At 67.0% G+C, this 19,191-nt stretch carries 19 protein-coding genes and 1 pseudogene; 13 read left to right on the top strand and 7 right to left on the bottom strand.

Annotation, left to right across the window (positions count from 1 at the left end; all coding sequences use genetic code 11):
* Positions 1-94: 94 nt before the first annotated feature.
* A complete protein-coding gene (locus J2852_RS13220; protein ID WP_209876126.1) occupies positions 95-1,024 on the bottom strand; it encodes a ketopantoate reductase family protein in 930 nt (309 codons plus the stop codon).
* A gap of 400 nt (positions 1,025-1,424) precedes the next feature.
* Here J2852_RS13220 and J2852_RS13215 point away from each other — a divergent pair, with 400 nt between their 5' ends.
* From J2852_RS13215 to J2852_RS13190, 6 genes are all read left to right on the top strand, one after another.
* Positions 1,425-1,889: a cache domain-containing protein gene (locus tag J2852_RS13215; protein WP_209876124.1), complete on the top strand. Its 465-nt coding sequence runs from the start codon at positions 1,425-1,427 to the stop codon at positions 1,887-1,889.
* Positions 1,890-1,945: 56 nt separating this feature from the next.
* The gene (locus J2852_RS13210; protein WP_209876122.1) at positions 1,946-3,658 is read left to right on the top strand and encodes a methyl-accepting chemotaxis protein; all 1,713 of its coding nucleotides are present in this window, start codon (positions 1,946-1,948) and stop codon (positions 3,656-3,658) included.
* A 259-nt stretch (positions 3,659-3,917) separates the two neighbouring features.
* Positions 3,918-5,135 (top strand): diguanylate cyclase domain-containing protein, encoded by a 1,218-nt coding sequence (locus J2852_RS13205; RefSeq protein ID WP_209876120.1) that lies wholly within the window; start codon positions 3,918-3,920, stop codon positions 5,133-5,135.
* A 211-nt stretch (positions 5,136-5,346) separates the two neighbouring features.
* A complete protein-coding gene (locus J2852_RS13200) occupies positions 5,347-5,814 on the top strand; it encodes a Dps family protein (protein WP_209876113.1) in 468 nt (155 codons plus the stop codon).
* Positions 5,815-5,901: 87 nt separating this feature from the next.
* Positions 5,902-6,861, top strand: coding sequence for a protein-methionine-sulfoxide reductase catalytic subunit MsrP (gene msrP, locus J2852_RS13195; protein WP_209876111.1), 960 nt, complete (start codon positions 5,902-5,904; stop codon positions 6,859-6,861).
* Between the two features lie 21 nt (positions 6,862-6,882).
* On the top strand, positions 6,883-7,341 hold the full coding sequence (locus J2852_RS13190) for a DoxX family protein (protein ID WP_209876109.1): 459 nt from the start codon (positions 6,883-6,885) through the stop codon (positions 7,339-7,341).
* A 24-nt stretch (positions 7,342-7,365) separates the two neighbouring features.
* Here J2852_RS13190 and trxB read toward each other — a convergent pair whose 3' ends face one another.
* Both trxB and J2852_RS13180 read right to left on the bottom strand, forming a co-directional pair.
* Positions 7,366-8,349 (bottom strand): thioredoxin-disulfide reductase, encoded by a 984-nt coding sequence (gene trxB, locus J2852_RS13185; RefSeq protein WP_209876107.1) that lies wholly within the window; start codon positions 8,347-8,349, stop codon positions 7,366-7,368.
* 22 nt (positions 8,350-8,371) lie between these two features.
* On the bottom strand, positions 8,372-10,282 hold the full coding sequence (locus tag J2852_RS13180; RefSeq protein WP_209876105.1) for a hypothetical protein: 1,911 nt from the start codon (positions 10,280-10,282) through the stop codon (positions 8,372-8,374).
* Positions 10,283-10,559: 277 nt separating this feature from the next.
* Between J2852_RS13180 and J2852_RS13175 the strand changes: the two genes are divergently transcribed.
* From J2852_RS13175 to J2852_RS32030, 3 genes and pseudogenes are all read left to right on the top strand, one after another.
* Complete coding sequence (locus J2852_RS13175) at positions 10,560-10,973, top strand: DUF350 domain-containing protein (protein ID WP_209876103.1); 414 nt, start codon at positions 10,560-10,562, stop codon at positions 10,971-10,973.
* Between the two features lie 15 nt (positions 10,974-10,988).
* Positions 10,989-11,585: a DUF1190 domain-containing protein gene (locus J2852_RS13170; RefSeq protein WP_209876101.1), complete on the top strand. Its 597-nt coding sequence runs from the start codon at positions 10,989-10,991 to the stop codon at positions 11,583-11,585.
* 41 nt (positions 11,586-11,626) lie between these two features.
* Positions 11,627-12,782 (top strand): annotated as a pseudogene (locus tag J2852_RS32030) (glutathionylspermidine synthase family protein).
* Between the two features lie 84 nt (positions 12,783-12,866).
* Here the strand turns inward: J2852_RS32030 and J2852_RS13160 are convergent.
* From J2852_RS13160 to J2852_RS13150, 3 genes are all read right to left on the bottom strand, one after another.
* Positions 12,867-13,499 (bottom strand): 2OG-Fe(II) oxygenase, encoded by a 633-nt coding sequence (locus J2852_RS13160; RefSeq protein ID WP_209876099.1) that lies wholly within the window; start codon positions 13,497-13,499, stop codon positions 12,867-12,869.
* 23 nt (positions 13,500-13,522) lie between these two features.
* Entirely contained in the window at positions 13,523-14,179 is a 657-nt protein-coding gene (locus tag J2852_RS13155) for a 2OG-Fe(II) oxygenase (RefSeq protein ID WP_209876097.1), read from the bottom strand.
* Between the two features lie 175 nt (positions 14,180-14,354).
* Positions 14,355-15,284: a mitochondrial fission ELM1 family protein gene (locus tag J2852_RS13150; RefSeq protein ID WP_246499586.1), complete on the bottom strand. Its 930-nt coding sequence runs from the start codon at positions 15,282-15,284 to the stop codon at positions 14,355-14,357.
* A gap of 210 nt (positions 15,285-15,494) precedes the next feature.
* Between J2852_RS13150 and J2852_RS13145 the strand changes: the two genes are divergently transcribed.
* The 4 genes from J2852_RS13145 (at position 15,495) to J2852_RS13130 (ending at position 18,432) form a co-directional block, all read left to right on the top strand.
* Complete coding sequence (locus J2852_RS13145; protein WP_209876092.1) at positions 15,495-16,049, top strand: Lrp/AsnC family transcriptional regulator; 555 nt, start codon at positions 15,495-15,497, stop codon at positions 16,047-16,049.
* Between the two features lie 139 nt (positions 16,050-16,188).
* A complete protein-coding gene (locus tag J2852_RS13140) occupies positions 16,189-17,091 on the top strand; it encodes a dienelactone hydrolase family protein (RefSeq protein ID WP_209876090.1) in 903 nt (300 codons plus the stop codon).
* Between the two features lie 172 nt (positions 17,092-17,263).
* Positions 17,264-17,578 (top strand): hypothetical protein, encoded by a 315-nt coding sequence (locus J2852_RS13135; protein ID WP_209876088.1) that lies wholly within the window; start codon positions 17,264-17,266, stop codon positions 17,576-17,578.
* Positions 17,579-17,643: 65 nt separating this feature from the next.
* A complete protein-coding gene (locus tag J2852_RS13130) occupies positions 17,644-18,432 on the top strand; it encodes an ADYC domain-containing protein (protein WP_209876085.1) in 789 nt (262 codons plus the stop codon).
* A gap of 109 nt (positions 18,433-18,541) precedes the next feature.
* On the opposite strand, the gene J2852_RS13125 is transcribed toward J2852_RS13130, so the two are convergent.
* Positions 18,542-19,048, bottom strand: coding sequence for a hypothetical protein (locus tag J2852_RS13125; protein WP_209876084.1), 507 nt, complete (start codon positions 19,046-19,048; stop codon positions 18,542-18,544).
* Positions 19,049-19,191: the final 143 nt, after the last annotated feature.

Below are 19,191 nucleotides of genomic sequence, written 5' to 3'. Positions count from 1 at the left end.
GCTCTTTCAAGGCGATGGTCCTCCCGCTCCGGGGGACCTGTCGATGGAAAAAAGGGGCGGCATGTCGTCACGCCGCCCCCTTGGGGAACCTCGTTCAGGGCGGCCCGCCGGCGTAGGGCGCCAGGGCCGCCGCGATCACCCGGTGGACGGGCGTGGGCACTCCGGCGTCCGCCCCCAGCTTCACCGCCGCCCCCGACAGCCAGGGCAGTTCCAGCCGCCCGCCGCGCTCTAGGTCGTTGAGCATGGAGGACTTCATCTCGGGCACGAGGCTGTCCATCAGCGTCTCGATCCGCGCCACGATGTCGAGGCCGAGGTCGATCTCGCGGGAGCGGGCCAGCCGTGCCACCTCGGCGACCGCGTCCAGGAACAGGGCGCGCGTCTCCGGCACGCGGCGGATCACGCCGACCGGCTGACGGGTCAGGGCGGTGACGCCGCTGAAGGGAGCAAGGAAGGCGAACTTCTCCCAGATCACCCGCAGGATCCCGTCGGACAGGATGGCGTCGAAGCCCGCCCGCGCGGCGAGACCATGGAAGGCGGACAGGCGAGCGGAGGCGGCTCCGTTCAGCTCTCCATAGGTCATGCGGGCCAGCGTGCCGGTGTGGCGGATCAGGCCGGGCTCCGCGATGGTGGCGGCGATGTGTGCCACGCCGCCGGCCACATGCTGCTCCCCCAGCGTGCGGCACAGCGTGTCCACGCTGGTGACGCCGTTCTGCAGGGAGATGACGACCGTGCCGGGCTTCAGCAGCGGCCGGCAGGCCTCCGCCGCCGTTTCGGTGTCCCACAGCTTGACCGCGAACAGCACCACGTCCACCGGCCCGATCCCGGTCGGATCGTCGGTCGCCTGAACGTCGGTCAGGCGCAGGTTGCCGGCGGGGCTTTCGATGAACAGCCCTTGCTTGCGGATGGCCTCCAGATGCCGGCCCCGCGCCAGGAACAGAACTTCGGCCTTCTCTCCGGATGCCGCCGCGATGCGGGCGCCGAAATAGCCCCCGACCGCGCCCGCACCGATCACCGCGATGCGCATGCGCTTCGTCCTCCCTTTTGTTGCCGGGTGTGGTGCGCTCCGTTCGGGTGGGCGCGCCTTTGTCGTCCCGTGGCGTTGAAACACAGTGTGGCGCGGAGCGGCCGTTGCGGCAATAGGCCGCATATTGTGCGTCTGCGAACAGAAAGGCCCGTTACAGCATTCATATGTGCTTCATTCTGCTGGCCTTTTGGTCCCATGCCCTTGATTGTTTGTGCAGATAGTTTTGTTGCGCTGCGGCAATTCATGATGACAGGGACGAAACGGTCCGGACAAACTCCCGCAATCTTTTGATAGTAGTGTCTCCAACAGAGCACCTCCTTTGGGGCATGAAGGGCGGTGCCAAGAACAACGGGATGGACCCGGCCTTTGCTGTCGGGGCATCAGCTTTGGGGGAATCTCTATGCGCACGTTCATCCGCACCCTGTTCGCCGGACTGCTGGCCATCGGTCTCGTCGGCACCGCCGTCGCTCAGGACAAGAAGCCGACCCAGGACGAGGCGAAGGCCATCACGCTGAAGGCCGCCGGCCTGATCGCGGACAAAGGCCTCGACGACGCGGCGAAGCTCTTCAACGCCGACGGCGAGTTCAAGCAGGGCGAAATCTACGTCAACGTCGTCGATTTCACCGGCGTCTGGAAGGTCTACCCGCCGCGTCCGACCGGCGTCGGGCAGAGCGTCATCAACGTCAAGGATCCGGACGGCAAGTTCATTGTCCAGGACATCCTGGCCGTCGCCAAGGACAAGGGCGAGGGCTGGGTCGAGTACCGCTGGCTGAACCCCGCCAGCAACAAGATCGAGCCGAAGGTCACTTACGTGAAGCGCGTGCCGGGCCAGGAACTGGTCGCCTACGTCGGCATCTACAAGTAGGCGGCATCTACAAGCAACCGGCATTCCCGGTTCGATCCGGACGAAGGGGGACGGCGATGAGCGGTGGGGTCTTCGCGCGCCTGACGGGCGCGTCCGTGGCGGCGCGCGTCTTCGTGGCGCCGCTGATGGGCATCGTCCTGACGGTCGGGGCCTTGTGGCTGGCCGACCGCCAGTCGGAACAGGCCATCGCCTCGGTGGACCGCATCCATGAATCGGCGGGCGACCGGCGCGAGCAGATCGACCGGCTGGCCGCCACCGCCTACCTCATCCACTCCGACGTGTCGCGGCATCTGGCGCTGGCCGGCTCGGGCATCGAGGACGCCAAGCTCCAGGCGATGCGCGACGCCATCGCCGCCAATCTCGGCCGGGCGCGCAAGGCCATCGCGACCTTGCGCGACCTGCCGCTGACCGACGCCGAACGGGAGATGCTGGCCGACATCGCCAAGCGCGTGGACGCCTACGCCAAGGCGGTGGACGAGATGAACCAGATGGCGGCCATCGACCGCCTGATCGGCATCCCGATGATGGCCCATGTGGACGACCAGTTCAAAGGGCTGACCGACAAGATCATCGCCGCGCAGGAGGCCATCGCGCGTTCGACGGATCAGGCCACCCAGGCGACCCGCGACGCGACGGCGGCGGCGCGCCTGAACTTCGCTCTGGTCATGGCGGCGCTGCTGGCCGGCATGATGGCGGCGGGGCTGGTGCTGGCCCGGTCGATCACGCGCCCCCTGCAGCGCTTGTCGCACGCCACGACCGAACTGGCCGACGGCCGCCTCGACACGGAAATCCACGGCACCTGGATGAAGAACGAGATCGGCGCCATGGCCCGCGCCCTTCAGGTCTTCCAGAACAACGCCCGTGAGGTCGAGCGCCTGAAGGTCGAGCAGGAACGCCAGAAGGCCGAGGCCGAAGCGGAGAAGCATCGCGCCATCCACGAACTGGCCGACCTGTTCGAGGCCCGCGTCAGCGAGGTGGTGCAGCAGGTGGGGGCGGGCGCCCATCAGGTGCGCACCAACGCCGCCGGGATGCTCCAGCGCGCCAACGACACCAACGCGCAGGCCAGCGCCGTCGCCTCCGCCAGCCAGCAGGCGGGGATGAGCGTGCAGACCGCCGCCGCCGCGACCGACGAGATGTCGGCCAGCATCGCGGAGATCGGGGATCAGGTCCGCCGCTCCTTCGACATGGTGCGGGGTGCCGTGCAGGCGGTGGAGCAGACCAACGGCCACGTCGTCGGCCTGTCGGAGGCCGCCGGGCGCATCGGCGAGATCGTCGGGCTGATCAACTCCATCGCCGCGCAGACCAACCTGCTGGCGCTGAACGCGACCATCGAGGCGGCGCGCGCGGGCGAGGCCGGAAAGGGCTTCGCCGTGGTGGCGTCGGAGGTCAAGAACCTCGCCAACCAGACGGCCAAGGCGACCGAGGACATCTCCGCCCAGATCGCCGCCATGCAGCAGGTCACCAACGCCGCCGTCGCCGCCATCAAGGGGGTGGGGGATACGGTGGTGTCCATCGACGAGATCGTCGGGACCATTTCCGCCTCCATGGAGCAGCAGGCCGCCGCGACTCACGAGATCGCGCGCAACGTGCAGGAGGCCGCCGCCGGGACCAGCGAGGTGTCGCACAACATCGCCGGTGTATCGCACACCGCCAGTGAAACCGGCAGTGCCGCCGGTGAAGTGCTGCACGCCGCTGAATTGCTTGACGGTCAGGCCGTTGCCCTCAACAATGAGGTCAAGCAGTTCATAGGCCGGTTGCGGCAGGGGTGATTCCCGGCCGATCCGCCGGCGCCCGATACGCGGAGTCAAGGCCACGGACACCGTCGAGCAGGACGTCGAGAAGGACAGACCGGCACCGGCTTCCGAAGTCCGGACTTCGACCCGGAGCGCACCCCCACCGGCGTCCGTACCCACTTCCAATCCCACTCCCACGGCCCGCATCGCCGGGCTGCTGTCCTTCGCGCTGGCCGTCGTCGCCTTCCTGTTCCTGACCGGAGCGGGGGCCGCGCTTTACCAGGCTTGGACCGGCTTGCCGCCCGGCCCCGACGGCGCGCTGCCCGGCTGGTCCGATACCTTCCGCGCGCTCGCCTTTCCGATCTTCATGACGGCGCTGGCGCTCGTCTCCGTGGTCGGCGCCTTTCTCTTCGTGCAGCAGCAATTGCTGGCCCCGCTGGGGCGGCTGACCGGCGTCATGGACCGCTTGGCCTCCGGCGACCCGGCCGTGGAGGTGCCCGACCTCGACCGTGACGACGAGGTGGGCGCCATGGCCCGCGCGGTCGATGTGTTCAAGCGCAACGCCCTGGCGCTCGACCGCGAATCCGCGAAGCGGGCACGGCTGGAGGATCGGGTGCTGACCCTGTTCGGCGCCGTGGAGCACAGCCCCGTCCCGATCCTGATCACCGACGCCAAAGGGGTGATCGAATACGTCAACCCCCGCCTCTGCGCCAACAGCGGCTACACCCCGGACGAGGTCATCGGCGGCCGGCCTTCCATGTTCAAGAGCGGCCACACCCCGCCGGAGACCTACACCGACCTGTGGCGCACGATCCTGGCCGGCAAGGAATGGAAGGGGGAGTTCTACAATCGCCGCAAGAACGGCGAGTGCTATTGGGAAAAGACCTCCATCGCGCCCATCACCGGGCCGGACGGCCGCATCCTTCACTTCGTCGCGGTCAAGGAAGACATCACCGAGGTCAAGGACGCGGAGCGGCGCGCCTGGATGCGCGCGCATTACGACCCGCTGACCGAACTGCCCAACCGCGTGCTGTTCGAGGACCGGCTGAATCAGGCCATCGCCCGCTCCACCCGCTCGGGCAAGCTGCTGGCGCTGATGTTCGTTGACCTTGACCGCTTCAAGCAGGTCAACGACACGCTGGGCCACGCGGCGGGCGACGAGTTGTTGCAGGAAGCGGCGTTGCGCCTAAGGGCCTGCGTGCGGGAAAGCGACACGGTGTCCCGCATGGGCGGTGACGAGTTCGTCGTGCTGCTCTGCGACCTGAACAGCGACGACGAGGCGGCCATCGTCGCCTCGCGCATCAACACGGAACTGGCCAAGCCCTTCGACCTGGACGCGGGCGAGGCGCGCATCGGCGTGTCCATCGGCATCGCGATCTACCCGCGCGACGGCCACACGGCGGCATCCCTGATGAAGAACGCCGACGCCGCCATGTACTGGGGCAAGGAAGGCGGGCGGAACACCTACCGCTTCTTCACCAAGGATCCGGTCGCCTACCTCGACTGCCTGTAGGGGCCTTGACGTGCCACCGGCTCGGCCAAGCTTGTCGGGATGGGCTTGTGGGGGCGGGTTTTTTGGCAGTGAGGCGATCCGCCGCATGTCGGCCGTGCGGATCTGTTGCTTAGAATAGTTCTAATTAAGGGGCTGGACGATTGGCCTGCCCACGCTTAGCCTTCGTGCAGACACGAACGCAAAACCGCCAGAGACGGAGGATATGGGAACCATGCAGATCGACATCGGGATTGCGGAGAACGACCGGAAGGCCATCGCCGAGGGCTTGAGCCGCGTGCTCGCCGACACCTTCGCGCTGTACCTGAAGACGCACTCCTTCCACTGGAACGTCACCGGGCCGATGTTCAACACGCTGCACACCATGTTCATGGAGCAGTACACGGAGCTGTGGAACGCCCTGGACGAGGTGGCGGAGCGCATCCGGGCACTGGGATACCCGGCGCCGGGCAGCTTCTCGCAGTTCACCAAGCTCGCCTCCATCGGCGAGGAGGCGGGCGTGCCCAAGGCGCAGGACATGATCCGGCAGCTGGTGGAAGGCCACGAGGCGGTCGCCCGCACCGCCCGCAAGGTCATCGTCACGGCCGAGGAGGCCAACGACCAGCCGACCGCCGACCTGCTGACCCAGCGTCTGCAGATCCACGAGAAGACTGCCTGGATGCTGCGCAGCCTGCTGGAGTAGGCCGCTCACCGGTCTGTGACCGGACGTGACTGGACGGGGCCCCCTTCGCGGATAGATGAGTATCGGATATCCGCGAGAGGTGCCCCGATGCTGATTTGTTCGAAGCGCGGCTGGGAGTTGCCGGAGTCCGCCGCCACGCCGGAAGGCGTCTATCTGAACCGCCGCGCGCTCCTGCAAGCCGCGGCGGCCGTGCCCCTGCTGGTGGGGCCGTTTTCCCAAGCCTTTGCCCAGCAAAACTCTGCCCAGCAAACTTCGGTTGGAGGGGCGGCGCGCAACCCGCGCTACACGCTCGACCGGCCGGTGACGGGCGAGGACTACGCCACCACCTACAACAACTACGTCGAGTTCGGCTCGCAGAAGAGCATCTGGAAGGCGGCGCAGAAACTGCCGGTGCGGCCCTGGACCATCACCATCGACGGCATGGTCGAGCAGCCGATGACCATTGGCATCGACGACCTGCTGGCCCGCATGCCGATGGAAGAGCGGCTGTACCGCCACCGCTGCGTGGAGGCCTGGGCCATGGCCGTGCCGTGGACCGGTTTTCCGCTGAAGGCGCTGGTGGAGATGGCCCGGCCGCTGGGGTCGGCCAAGTACCTCGTCATGACCACTTTCCAGAAGCCGGAGGTGGCATCGGGCCAGAAGCAGTTCTGGTACCCCTGGCCCTACGTCGAGGGGCTGACCATGGCGGAGGCGACGCACGAGCTGGCCTTCATCTCCACGGGCATGTACGGCAAGCCCATCCCCCCGCAGAACGGGGCGCCGCTGCGGCTGACCGTGCCGTGGAAGTACGGGTTCAAATCCGTCAAATCGATCGCCCGCTTCACCTTCTCCGACCAGCGGCCGAAGAGCTTCTGGGAAGAGATCCAGGGTAGCGAATACGGCTTCTGGGCCAACGTGAACCCCGAGGTGCCGCACCCCCGCTGGAGCCAGAAGACCGAACGGATGCTGGGCACCGACGAGCGGCGGCCGACCCTGATCTACAACGGGTATGGGGAATTCGTGGCCAGTCTGTACCGGGATATGGAAGGCGAAAAGCTGTTCATGTGACCGAACGGAAGGGACGGTGCCATGGCTTCTTACGATTACGACCGGACGCGGGATGGCTGGGTGGACCGCACGGCGGTCGGCAGCCAGGATGTTCTGCTTCTGCTGGGGCGGGTCCTGCTCGGGGCGATCTTCGTGCAGAGCGGCTGGGGGAAGCTGATGAACCTCGCCGGCTTCGCGGCTAGCCTGGAGGGGCAGGGGCTGCCCTTCGCCTTCGGGCTGGCGATCATCGGGGCGCTGGTGGAGTGCTTCGGCGGGCTTGCCGTGGTGCTGGGCGCCTGGACGCGGGTCGCGGCCTTCCTGGTGGCCGGCTTCACGGCGGTCGCGACGCTGATCGCCCACCGCTATTGGACCTATCCGCCCGAGCAGCAGATGATGCAGCACATCCAGTTCATGAAGAACCTCGCCATCATCGGCGGCTTCCTGACGCTGATCGCCGCCGGGGCTGGGCGGTTCAGCGTGGATGGGTGGAGGAGGCGGTAGCGTATGCCTCCTCCGTAACCTTTCTTACCAGGCAGCCGGGCTCGGTTCGCCTTCGTGGTGGGCGAGCCAGCGTTCGGCTTCCAATGCTGCCATGCAGCCCATGCCGGCGGCGGTGACCGCCTGGCGGTAGATCTTGTCCTTCACGTCGCCGGCGGCGAAGACGCCCGGAATGTCGGTCGCGGTGCTGTCCGGAGCGGTCAGGATGTAGCCGCTCTCATCCGTCTTCACCTTGCCCTTGAAGACGCCGGTGGCGGGCTCGTGGCCGATGGCGACGAAGACGCCGGCCACGGGGATGGTGCGAAGCTCGCCCGTCTTGACGTTCTTGATGCGCACGCCGGTCACGCCGCGTGGGTTGCCGAGGCTGCCGTCGCCCTCGCCGACGATCTCATCGACAGCGCTGTCCCAGACCACCTCGATCTTCGGGTTGCGGAACAGGCGGTCCTGCATGATCCGCTCGGCCCGGAAGCTGTCGCGGCGGTGGATGATGGTGACCTTGGTTGCGTGGTTGGTCAGGTACAGCGCCTCCTCCACGGCGGAGTTGCCGCCGCCGATCACCGCGACCTCCTTGCCCCGGAAGAAGAAGCCGTCGCAGGTCGCGCAGGCCGACACGCCGAAGCCGCGGTAGGTCTCCTCGCTGGGGATGCCCAGCCAGCGGGCCTGCGCGCCGGTCGCGATGATGACGCTGTCGGCGGTGTAGGTGTCGCCGCTGTCACCCTTGCAGACGAAGGGGCGCTGGGTGAAGTCCACGTCCACGATCAGGTCGAAGACCATCTTGGTCCCGACATGCTCGGCCTGCTTCTGCATCTGCTCCATCAGCCAGGGGCCCTGGATGGGCTCGGCGAAGCCGGGGTAGTTCTCCACGTCGGTGGTGATCATCAGCTGGCCGCCGGGCTGCATGCCCTGGACCATCAGCGGCTCCAGGTTGGCGCGCGCCGCGTAGATGGCCGCCGTGTAGCCGGCCGGGCCGGCGCCGATGATGAGGACCTTGGTGTGGTGGGTGGTGGGCATCGCTGCTGTGTCCCTGGGGTCTCTAGAAACCGAACATATGGTCAAGGCTGAAGGCGCTGTCACCGTTGACGCAGCCGTGATAGCCGAACAGGCGGCAGGTGGTGTCGCGGATCAGCACGTAGGCGTGCTCGCCCGCCGCGATCCGCTCGGCCTCGGTGAAGGTCTCCCGATAGCGGAAGAAGCGCGAGCCGCCGCAGGGAATGGCGATCTTGCGCCGCGCCACCTCGGTCCCGTCGCGCCGGGTCAGGACCAGCTGGGTCTCCGACGACTCGTGCCAGGGGGTCGAGGCCGGGTAGATCAGGTGGCAGATCGTGTCCCAGGGCTCGGTGCCCAGCCGCAGGAACAGGCGGGTCGAAAGCCCCGGCGGCTTGCCGTGGTAGCTCTGCGGTTCGTCCCGGTAGACCAGCGCCGTGTTGAAGATGTGGCTGCCGAAGCTGGTTTCGGCGGCGTGACCGTTGCGGACATCCTCGTACCGGACCAGCGCGTGCAGCCAGCCGTCGGCCTCCGTGCCCGCGTCGAAGTCGTAGACCAGCTCCACATGGCCCCAGCCGCCGGGCAGGGCGGCGCCGGAGGCAAGCCCGGTCACGTCCAGCGCCACGCTGTCGGAACGCTTCAGATTGCCGAAGCGGTGGCGGGCGACCTCGCGGCCGGTCGCGTCGTAGACGACCGCCTGGACGGGCAGGGTCTGCTGACCGGTGCTCATCGGCGTGGGCAGCAGGATGGTGCGCCAGCGCTCCGGCGGCAGCAGCGGGGCGGGGAGGATGTGGCCTTTGCCCAGAAGGCCCCCGGTGAGGGCGGGAAGCTTCGGGTCGGGCTTCAGGTCGGAGCGCTCCACGTTGGCGTGGGCGATGCGGCGTCGGCCGTTGGCGGCGATGACCTCGTAGCGCGGGCGCACGAAATGCTTGCCGGCCTGAATCTCGATCTGCTGCGGCCAGCGGGCGCCCGGCAGCAGGTCGCGCGTGTCGATCACCGTCGTCGCGAAGGGTGCCACGGAGCGGTCCAGACGCGCGACCTCCGGGGAGCCCATCAGGTTCAGGCCGATGGCCCCGGCCGGAATCGGGGTGGGGTGGCTGTTCTGGATCCAGAGCAGGACGCGCTCGTCCTCCTTCGGCGCCGGCAGGCCGGCGTAGACCTCGGCCGGCCAGGCGTTGGCGTCGTGGGTGCAGGAGAGGTCCGTCTCGGAGTCGCCGTAGGTGTCCAGCGCGTACTTCACCACGTCGTGGCCGGCGGCACCGATGATGTGCAGGAACAGCGAACCGCAAAAGTCCTTCAGCCCGAAGCGAGCGCGCACCAGACGGCTGTCGATGACGACGGTGCCGTTGGCGGGCGGCATCGGCTCGGTCCATTCGGCGAGCGCCGTGCCGTTCGCGTCGAACAGGCGCGCCCACAGGCGGGTGCCCTTGGCGCCGTAGTTCGGCCAGTAATTGGCGGAGACCACGCGGGTGTGCTGGCCGCTCTCATCGCGGAACCAGGCGAAGTTGGTCGCCCAGTTGAACTTGGACAGGTAATGGCCGTGGTCGCTCAGCATGTCCTCGGGGATGCGCATGGCGTCGAGTGAGACGACCCGCGCGCCGGCCGGGATCAGGTGCGCGATGTGCCCTTCCAGGCGCTGGCTGTCGAAGGCGACCACGAAGACGGTCGCAGCACCGCTGGAGGGCAAGTCGGTGACCGGGCGCGCGGCGTGGCCGAAGGATTCCTTGCCCACGGCCTCCACGTCCTGGACGTAAACGCCGCACACCGGAATGCCGGACAGGTCGTAGAACTCGGCCAGCCCCGAGACGAGCCCCAGCGGATCATAGACCGCCACCGGCCCGCCGGCCGACAGCCGCTCCACGAGGGCCACAGCCTTAGGCGCGGCCAGGGGATGGCCGACCGCCTTGAAGAAGCTGGAACCGCCGGTGACGTTGGAGAAAGTCTCGATCCGAAGAGCCATGGGTGCACGCAATGGGAAACTTGGACGGACGGTTATAGCCGTTCGGTCACAGGCGCAACAAGGATTTGTCCGAGCGGGAGCGTCGGGGGACTACGGGTGCGGGGCAATGGAGAGGAGCGAGCGATCCCATCGGCACAGAGTGAAAATCCGCCGCGGTGTGCGGCACTTCAAGAGCTGCGGTCCTAATACCACCGCATGTAAATTGCCGCACCCTCTTGTCTTGCGCACGCTATGGGTGTCACGCTGGCGGCGCCCAATGCGACACCGAAGGTCCTGCATGACGCCCGTTCTCCAGCCTTTAGCGACCCTGCCGTCGTATCTTCTTTTTGCCGTGGTGATGCTGGCCTTTCTGTTGCTTTTCATCGTCGCCTATACGGCCGTGACGCCGTATCGCGAACTAGCCTTGGTCCGACAGGGCAACACGGCCGCCGCCATCAGCTTGGGCGGTGCGATGATCGGATTTGCTCTTCCGCTCATGAGCGTCGCGTCGCACACCACAAGCCTCATCGACCTCGCGGTGTGGGGAGTCATCGCCCTCGTCTCCCAGGTCACCGTCTATGTCGTCGTGTCCCGGCTTCTGCTGCCCGATCTCCGAACCGGAATTGAAGGCGACCGAACCTCTTACGGGATCCTTCTGGGCAGCCTGTCAATCGCCGTTGGGCTTCTGAACTATGGTTCGCTGACTTACTGAGCGGAGAGGACTCCAATGAAGCGTTCCAGCGCCGTGGCGGTCCTGCTGCTGGGCGGGGCCACGCCTCTCCTGATCTCCTGCGGCGACGATGGCCCGCACGAAGCGACGGTTTACCCGTCTATCGAGGCCTGCGCCCGCGAGTTGCCGGTGGAGGATTGCCGCAATGCCCTGGCCGCTGCTCAAGAGGAGCACCGGGCCAGCGCCCCGCAATTCTCCAACCGCGACGCCTGCGAGACGGAAGTGGGCGATGGCGCCTGCACGTGGCAGACGCGGGATGTCGGTGGCCTGAACGGGACTTTTGTTCCGACGTTGGTGGGGTTCATGGTCGGCCGTGGCCTGACGGGCAGCTATGCGCAACCCGTTTACTTCGATCGCCAAGGCTATGCCCGCAGCGGAACGACACAAATCGGAAGGCCGGTGGCTCCGGAACCGCGCAGCAAGGAGGAAGAGGAGGAGCAGAGCGGCAGCGGCAGCGGTGGCGGCCATGGCGGTGGCCGATACTACACCCGAGGCGACTTGGGCTCCGCGCAAAGCGCCAAGCCGATCACCATTACGGGACACAGCGCCGGTTTTGGCGCAACAGGTTCGGTGCGCGGGTTCTCGGGGAGTTGATCGCCTTGGAGCGCATTCGGACATCCCCTCGCCCGGACTGGGTGGCTAGGCTCGAAGAGATCGGTTTTCCGTTTCACACCGAAGCCGATGGTACGGCCTATTGGGATGAAAGCGCCTACTGGCGCTTTTCCTTGGCCGAAATTGAAACCCTGGAAGCCGCCGCGGAAGACGTCTTCCGGCTGTGCGAACAGGCGGTGGACCATGTGATTGCACACGAGCTTTATGAGCCCCTCGGCATCCCCCGGTGGACGGCCCCTGCCGTGGAAGCGAGTTGGGCCGCCCGCACCACCTCAGACCTCGGCCTGTACGCACGCTTCGATTTTGCGTGGGACGGCAAGGGTGGGCCGCCGAAGATGCTGGAGTTGAACGCGGAAACGCCGACGGCGCTGTATGAATCGGCCGTCGTGCAATGGTGCTGGCTCCAGGACTGCCACCCGGACGCGGATCAGTTCAACAGCCTCGAGGAAGCGCTGGGAAGCTCGGCGGAATGCCTTTCCAGGCCTCAAGGCGGGCAGCGAGGTCGTTCATTTGGCCTGTCTCATGCCTCACCTCGAAGACGAAGCAACCATCGCCTATCTGCAGACGCTCGCGCTCAAGGCCGGGATGACCACGAAGGCCCTTCCGATACAGGCGATCCGTTACGACGATACCACAAGGCAATTCCTGGACGATGCGGGTGGCCCGATACGGCATCTGATGAAGCTGTATCCCTGGGACTGGCTGATTGAAGAGGGATCCGGCCGCGAGCTTGTCGCAAGCGCGGCGGAAGGGCGGATCGGCGTGATCGAGCCGGCATGGAAGATGGTGATGTCATCGAAGGGGCTGCTGGCATGCCTTTGGCACCTGTTCCCTAATCATCCGAACCTGTTGCCGGCCTTCTTCGACCCGACACGTTTTCCGGCCGGCAGCAAGGTGGTGGCGAAGCCTCTGTTGGGGCGTGAGGGAAGCAACGTCAGCATTGCGGTTCTCGATTCTCAAGGACAGCCGGTGGACCAGCCAGTCGCCGAAACGGACGGACCGTATGGCGATGGCGGTTGGGTGTACCAACAGTTCTCCCCGCTGGCGGAAAGCGATGGCAACCACGCAGTCTTCGGCGTTTGGATGGCGGGGGATGCCTGTTGCGGGATGGGCATCCGGGAAGACCGCAGCCTGATCACAGGCAACACAAGCCGTTTCGTCCCACATCTGTTCCGCTGAGCCGCGGGCCGCGTATGATGAGGGCTTCCACGACGAAAGGGCCGCCCCGGCGGGACGGCCCTTTCGTCGTGGAAGCAAGCCGGCTCAGTAGCTCTTCTGCTCCAGGCCGAACATGTTCTTGGCCCAGGCGCCGACGCGGTGACGCCACTGTTCGTGCCAGATGTAGACGCTGCCCTTGACCCAGTTCATCTGGACCGCGCGGCGCTGGCCCTCGAACGGGTAGTGGCCGTGCCAGCTGGTGTCGGAGCGGCGGAAGCACATCAGCGTGCCCTCGTCCGGCGGGACCTCGGCGGCGTAGTCCTCAAGATCCTGGGAACGCAGGACGCGCAGGCGGCCGCCGGAAGCCTCCCACGGCGGGTTCATGTAGATCAGGACCGTGACGACCTTGCTGGCCGAATCCGGATGGATCTTGCCGTCCGTCGCCCGGCACATGCCGCGCGCGGTGAACATGGTCGGGTACTTGGACAGGTCGATGTCGAACTTTTCGGAGAAGGCCTTGCAAACCTCCTTGCCCTTCAGCTCTTCGATCAGGGCGTCGAAGGCCGGACCCTGCGGGAAGACGCCGAGCGGGATGGAGCCCGGCTTGTCCACCTTGGGGTAGTCGCGGTGCAGCGCCTCCAGATGCTCCTTCTTCACGAAGCCGGGGACGCACAGGAAGTCGAACGGGTCGCGCTGAAGCGGGGTGGCCCGGAACTTGTCCAGATCGAGCATGGACATGGAATGTGTCTCCAGACGGGAAATCAGGCAATCGGGGCGTCGGGGAAGGCCAGCTCTTCGCGGGCGCGCCACTCGGGACCGACGTAGTTCACGATGATCGACTTGCGCACGCCGTTGATGGGGCGCTTGGCGAAGCCGTGCCACGTGTTGGTGCCGGGGATGAAGATCAACCCCTCGTTGAACGCGTAGGGCGCGCGGGCGACGACGGTCTTCGTATCGTCCAACACGTCGGTGCCCCAATCCTCGCAGTCCGGACCCTTCGAGAGGTAGATCAGCATCGTGTACTTCTTGACGCCGATGTCCGTGTGCGGCTCCAGCCAGAAGCCGTCAATGTCCTGGCAGTACTCAATGCGTAGGCTGGTGCCCGACAGGTTCACGCCGCAGGTGCGCTGGATCGCGTCGGTCACGTCCTTGCTCTGGAACGCCTCGGCGACGGCGGCGCAGACCGGGTATTTGGCCTGGTTTTCCGCGCCGAAATAGGTGCGCGACGCGTTGTTCGTCTCGCGCTTGCCGTAGGTCTCACGCACCACGGGCGGTCCCCAGGGAAGTTCGGCGATGCCGTCGGCGGCGTCTTCCGGCAGGGCCTGGGAGAGGAGCCAGTGGTTGTACGGCTCGGGGCACAGCCGGCTGTTGTCCAGGCTGCGGATGAAGCTCTGGCGCACGGCGGACGACGAAGTCATGCGGGGATTTCCGGAAGATGTCGGTACGTTGGTCCTGGCACCCTTATGACACGAGAATCGGCCGAAAGGAACGGGGACGCGACGCGGGGCAGGGGACGGAACTGGTGATACCAGAAGGCTTTCCAGAGCCTGCGGTGACGTGTCGCGCCCCCTCCACGCACAGGGGGGCTTCCGATCACGTGGCGTGTTTGTTCCGGTGGGCCAACAGACGGTGCCGCACCTCGTTCGCGACCTCGTCCGTGTCGTTGAAGGTCGGGTAGGTCCAGTGGTCCAGGTCCCCGGTGAAGGGGCGGGTGATGCCGTCCTTGACCAACCCGTCGTGGAAGGCGCGGAACTTGGGCGAGCCGCCGTCCAGGTCGATCACGTAGACCGGCTTGCCGGTGGAGCAGGCCTCCGACGTCATGGAGACGCTGTCGCAGGTGACCACGATGGCGTCGGCCAGCGACAGGTAGGCGAAGTAGGGGTTCTCGCCGGTGCCGTCCCACACCTCGGCCGGCAGGCCGGACAGGCGGGCGCGCAGGATCGCCTCGTTGTCGGTGCCGGTGCGGCGCGACGGCGTGACCATCAGGCCGGCGCCGTGGGCGCGGGACAGGGCCGCCAGCTTGTCCGCCACGTCGCTCATGATGGTCGGGGTCAGCGCGTAGACGCCGTTGTTGCCGCCGATCAGCACGGCGATGCGCGGGTGCGGCAGATGGGCGAGGCGGGCGGCGTGCCGCTCCCCGGCCTCGGCCAGGATTTTCGGCGTCACGCGGTGGAGCGCGCCGCGCGTGACCAGGACGTTGGCGCCGCGCAGCCGGTCGTGGCGCGGCACTACGACGGTGTCGAAGTTGCGCGGGCTGAGCTGCGGATCCTGGATCTGCACGGTGAAGGTGCGCCCGTGGGACAATTTGCGGGCGGCCAGCGACGGGGCGATGCTCTGCCGGCCGGTGCCGATCAGCAGGTCAGGCCAGGGCGGCCGGATCGGGTCGCCGTTCGGACCGGCGGCGAAGCGGTTGCCCAGGCGCAGGTAGGGGCTGAGCTGGCGCCAGGGGCTGCGCAGGCTCACCCGCTTGACCACGGGGGTGAGGCCCAGGGCTTCGGCGAGGCCGAGGCACTGGTTTTCCATGCCCGGCTTGCCGTCGGTTACTACCCAACAGGTGAGAGATTGCATCGCGTCACGGATGGTTGTGGGTGCGGCCGGTCGTCGCGCTTCGGCCGGAAGCGCGTGGAATGGTGTATTTCCCGCTCACGCTGGAAAGGGTTTCTTGCTTGGCGTTGCAGGCGTCACCGTGTAATATCCTTTCTTCAGATCATCCCCGGAGCCACCGAGTAAACCATGCGGCGGGTCAAACTCGACCGAATTGACCGGCGCATTCTGCGCGACCTGCAGAATGACGGCCGAATGACGAACGTAGAGCTCGCGCGGCGCGCCGGCATCTCCGCCCCTCCCTGCCTGCGGCGTGTCCGCGCCCTGGAGGAGGCGGGCTTCATCCGCGGCTATCACGCCGACATCAACCCCGACGCGCTCGGGTTCGGTGTCACCGTGTTCGCCCAAGTGGGGCTGTCGAGCCAAGCCGAAGCGGACCTAAAGAAATTCGAGGAGCTCGTCAACAGCTGGGCCATGGTGCGCGAGTGCAACATGCTGGCCGGCGAGTACGATTTCCTGCTGAAGATCGTGGCGGAGGACTGGGACGATTACCAGCGCTTCCTGACCACCAAGCTGACCGCCGCCCCCAACGTGGCGCACGTCAAGTCGGCGCTGTCGATCCGCACCTCCAAGCACACGCCGGGCGTGCCGATTGACGTGGACTCGCCCGACATCCCGGAATCCCTCCAGGATGACGAGGATGAGGACGAGGACGAAGGCACCGCGCGGGTCGTCCGCCGGTAAGCTGTCCACGCTTGCCGTACGCTGATCCTGCGCGCCTTTGGCGCGCATGGCTCCCCGTCCCCCGGCGCAAGCGCACGGTCTGGTTTCCGGACGTGATGGTGGTACACTCTCCGCCGTCGCTGTCCGGGACCGTGAGACGATGATGATGTTCCCCCTCCGCCGTTCCGTCCTGCCGGGCGTCGCTTTCGCGGCGCTGCTGCTGGCGTCCGCACCGCAGGCCCCCGCCGCGTCGCCGGGGCTGCACGCGGAGGAGATCGTGCGCTTCCCTTCCCAGGACGCCGACCTGACCAACGGGGCGCCGACGACGCTGACCGGGCGCTTCCTGCGGCCGGCCGGGACCGGGCCGTTCCCCACCGTCGTGCTTCTGCACGGGTGCAGCGGGCTCTACACCAAGAGCGGGCGGGTGTCGGCGCGGCATCTCGATTGGGCGCTGACGCTGCGCGACCAGGGCTACGCGGTGCTGATGGTGGACAGCTTCGGCCCGCGCGGCATCGATCAGGTCTGCACCCGGAACGAGCGCTCCGTCCGCGCGTCGGTGGAGCGCAAGCGCGATGCCTGGGCGGCGCTGGCCTATCTGCAAGACCGGCGGCGCGACGTGGACAATGACCGCATCGCGGTGATGGGCTGGTCGCAGGGTGCCGGCACGGTGCTGGCCGCCTATGGCCCAGGGAGCAAGGAGGACGGGAAGGGGAGCGGCTTCCGCGCGGCGGTCGCCTTCTATCCCGGCTGCGGTAAGCCGCTGAAGGATCAATCCTGGCAGCCGGAAGGGCGGTTGCTGATGCTGCTGGGCGGCAAGGACGAGTGGACGCCCGCCGAGACATGCGTGGAGCTGGCCAACCGCGAGCCGGTGAAGGAGCGCACGGAGGTGGTGGTCTATCCCGAGGCGCACCACGGCTTCGACTCCCCGGCCTCGCCGTTGCGCAAGCGCACCAATCTCGCCACCGCGCCGACCGGCGAGGCCACCGTCGGCACCAACGAGTCCGCTCGCAAGGACGCCATCGCGCGGGTCAGCGCCTTCCTGGCGCAGGAGCTGAAGGGCTAAAAGGCTTACCACTTTTTAGAGAAAATGAACCGTTATTTTCTGGAAATAGTTGTAACGAAATCGGCCGTTTCCTGAAATTCGGGAGAAATTTGGCGCGCCTACGATCCCGCCCGTAACCAAACGGCCTTTTCTCTCCGCGTGTGAGAAGGGCCGCAGCTTATGGGAGATCATCGTGACTGGATTTTCGAAGATGCTTGCCGTCGGCGCCCTGCTGGCTCCGCTCGCCATCGCCGTTCCCGCCCAGGCCGAGGATGGCCTCAACCTGAACGGCATTTCCGTGAACGGGCTGGCATTCAACGGCCTCGCGTTCAACGGGCTGGCGTTCAATGGCTTGAGCATCAACGGGGCCAACCTGAACGGCATCAGCATCAACGGTTCGGATCTGAACGGGATCAGCCTCAACGGCACGGCCCCGGGAACCGCGCAAGAGGTGACCACGCAGGGGCTGCGCGTCACCGCCGTGACCCTGCCCGAGCGGGCGCGCTGAGCGGCGCGAGAGAAAGGGCGCCGTGGCTGCGGCTGCGGCGCCTTTCCGCTGGAACAGGTGGAACCATGCGAGTGCTGAGGCTCATCGGCGCGCTGGCGGTGATCGCGGCCGGTCCGGCCTTCGCGGAACCGGCGGTGTCCGTGGTTGGCAACGAATTCCGCATCACACGGGCGGACGGCTCGGTCGCGGCGGGGGAGGGCCTCGTCGGTGCCGTGCTGTCCGTCGCCATCGGCGAAGGGCCGGTGCACGACATCCGCATCGACGCCGTCGAGACGGATCCGGACGACCCGGAAATCACGCTGTACGGGCTGAGCTACCGTGACCCGGCGAGCGGCGCCTGGGCCGACCTGTGCGAGCCCGACCCGAAGGGCCGGCGGCGCGGCTTCCCTCTGCCGGGCGCTTGGGCGGCAACGGGCGAGTACCGGCCGGACGCGCCGGGCTTTGTGTTGACCTGCACCTCCGGTGCTCAGGGCAAATGCGTGCGCTTCGGCTATAAGCCCTGGAAGGACGGGGTAAACGGCGTGCCGATGCGCGAACTCTATCAGGCCTGCACCCGCATGGTGCGCGCCGACTATTGCGGCGACGGAATCGGGACCACGCGCAACGGGATGCCGATCGATGTGTACGACCGCTTCGGCATCCAAAAGGAGGACAAGGACGCCCCGCTGAGCTTCGAGGCCGGCTGGGGTCCGGACGGGGCGGTGTGCGTCGCGCGGGTGCGCGTGCCGGAGAACACCAGCCTCGACGCGCTTCTGCATTCCTGCCCGCGGAAGTTGGCCGGGCGGACCGGCGCGGACTGCTCGGCGGAGCGGGCGCTGACCCTGCCCGGCGTGCTGATCCGCAACAAGTCCTAAAGCGAATTTGCATTCGCTTTAGATTCATATGGCCTCATGTGCCGGCCGGGCTTCGGACGCATAGGCGTCCGGGCCCGCCGTCGCGGTCCAGAGCGGATCGAAATCCGCTTTAAAGGATCTCCAGGCCAAGCCTTCTGCGCTCCTTGATGTTGGCTTTGTTCTGCTCGTCGTTGATGGCGCCCCGCGTCGGGGCGGCGCCGCTTTCGCCGTAGCGCTCGACCGTCACGCCGGGGCCCATGTGCTTGACGATCTGCTGGGCGATGTAGTCGCGGCGCTGGGCGTCGGTCATGCCGGCCGTGCGCTTCTCCATGCTCGGCCAGTCGAGCTTCGCCCCAAGGGCGTTGGTCATCTGGGATTGGCCGTCCCGCCAGACGGCGGCGATGATCTGGCCGTTCTGCCGGAACACGGTGTGCGCCTGCACGGCACGGTTCTTGGCGACCAGCACGGGGTCGGGGGGAGCTTCGGCCGCAGCCGCGACGCGCTTCATCTCGGCCATGAAGGCGCGCGCCTCCGGCGTGTCCGCCCGGATCGCCGGAGCGGGGTCAAGCTTGATCAGCCGGCTGCTGTCCACCGCGTAGCGTTGGCTGCCGGTGGCGGTCGTGAAAGGGCTGGTCATGAGCGGTCCCCCGGCTGGTGATGGCAACCACAGGTTTGCAATCGCGGTGCCAGCGGAAAAACGCTTGATTCAGGCGGGGTGGCGGAAGGGATGGGCGGCCGAACTTGCCCGGGGCGGGGCAGGAATTGCCGATGCAGCCGAAG

The sequence above is a fragment of the Azospirillum soli genome (genome assembly GCF_017876165.1).
Taxonomy (GTDB): domain Bacteria; phylum Pseudomonadota; class Alphaproteobacteria; order Azospirillales; family Azospirillaceae; genus Azospirillum; species Azospirillum soli.
This window is presented reverse-complemented; position numbering and strand designations above follow the sequence as displayed.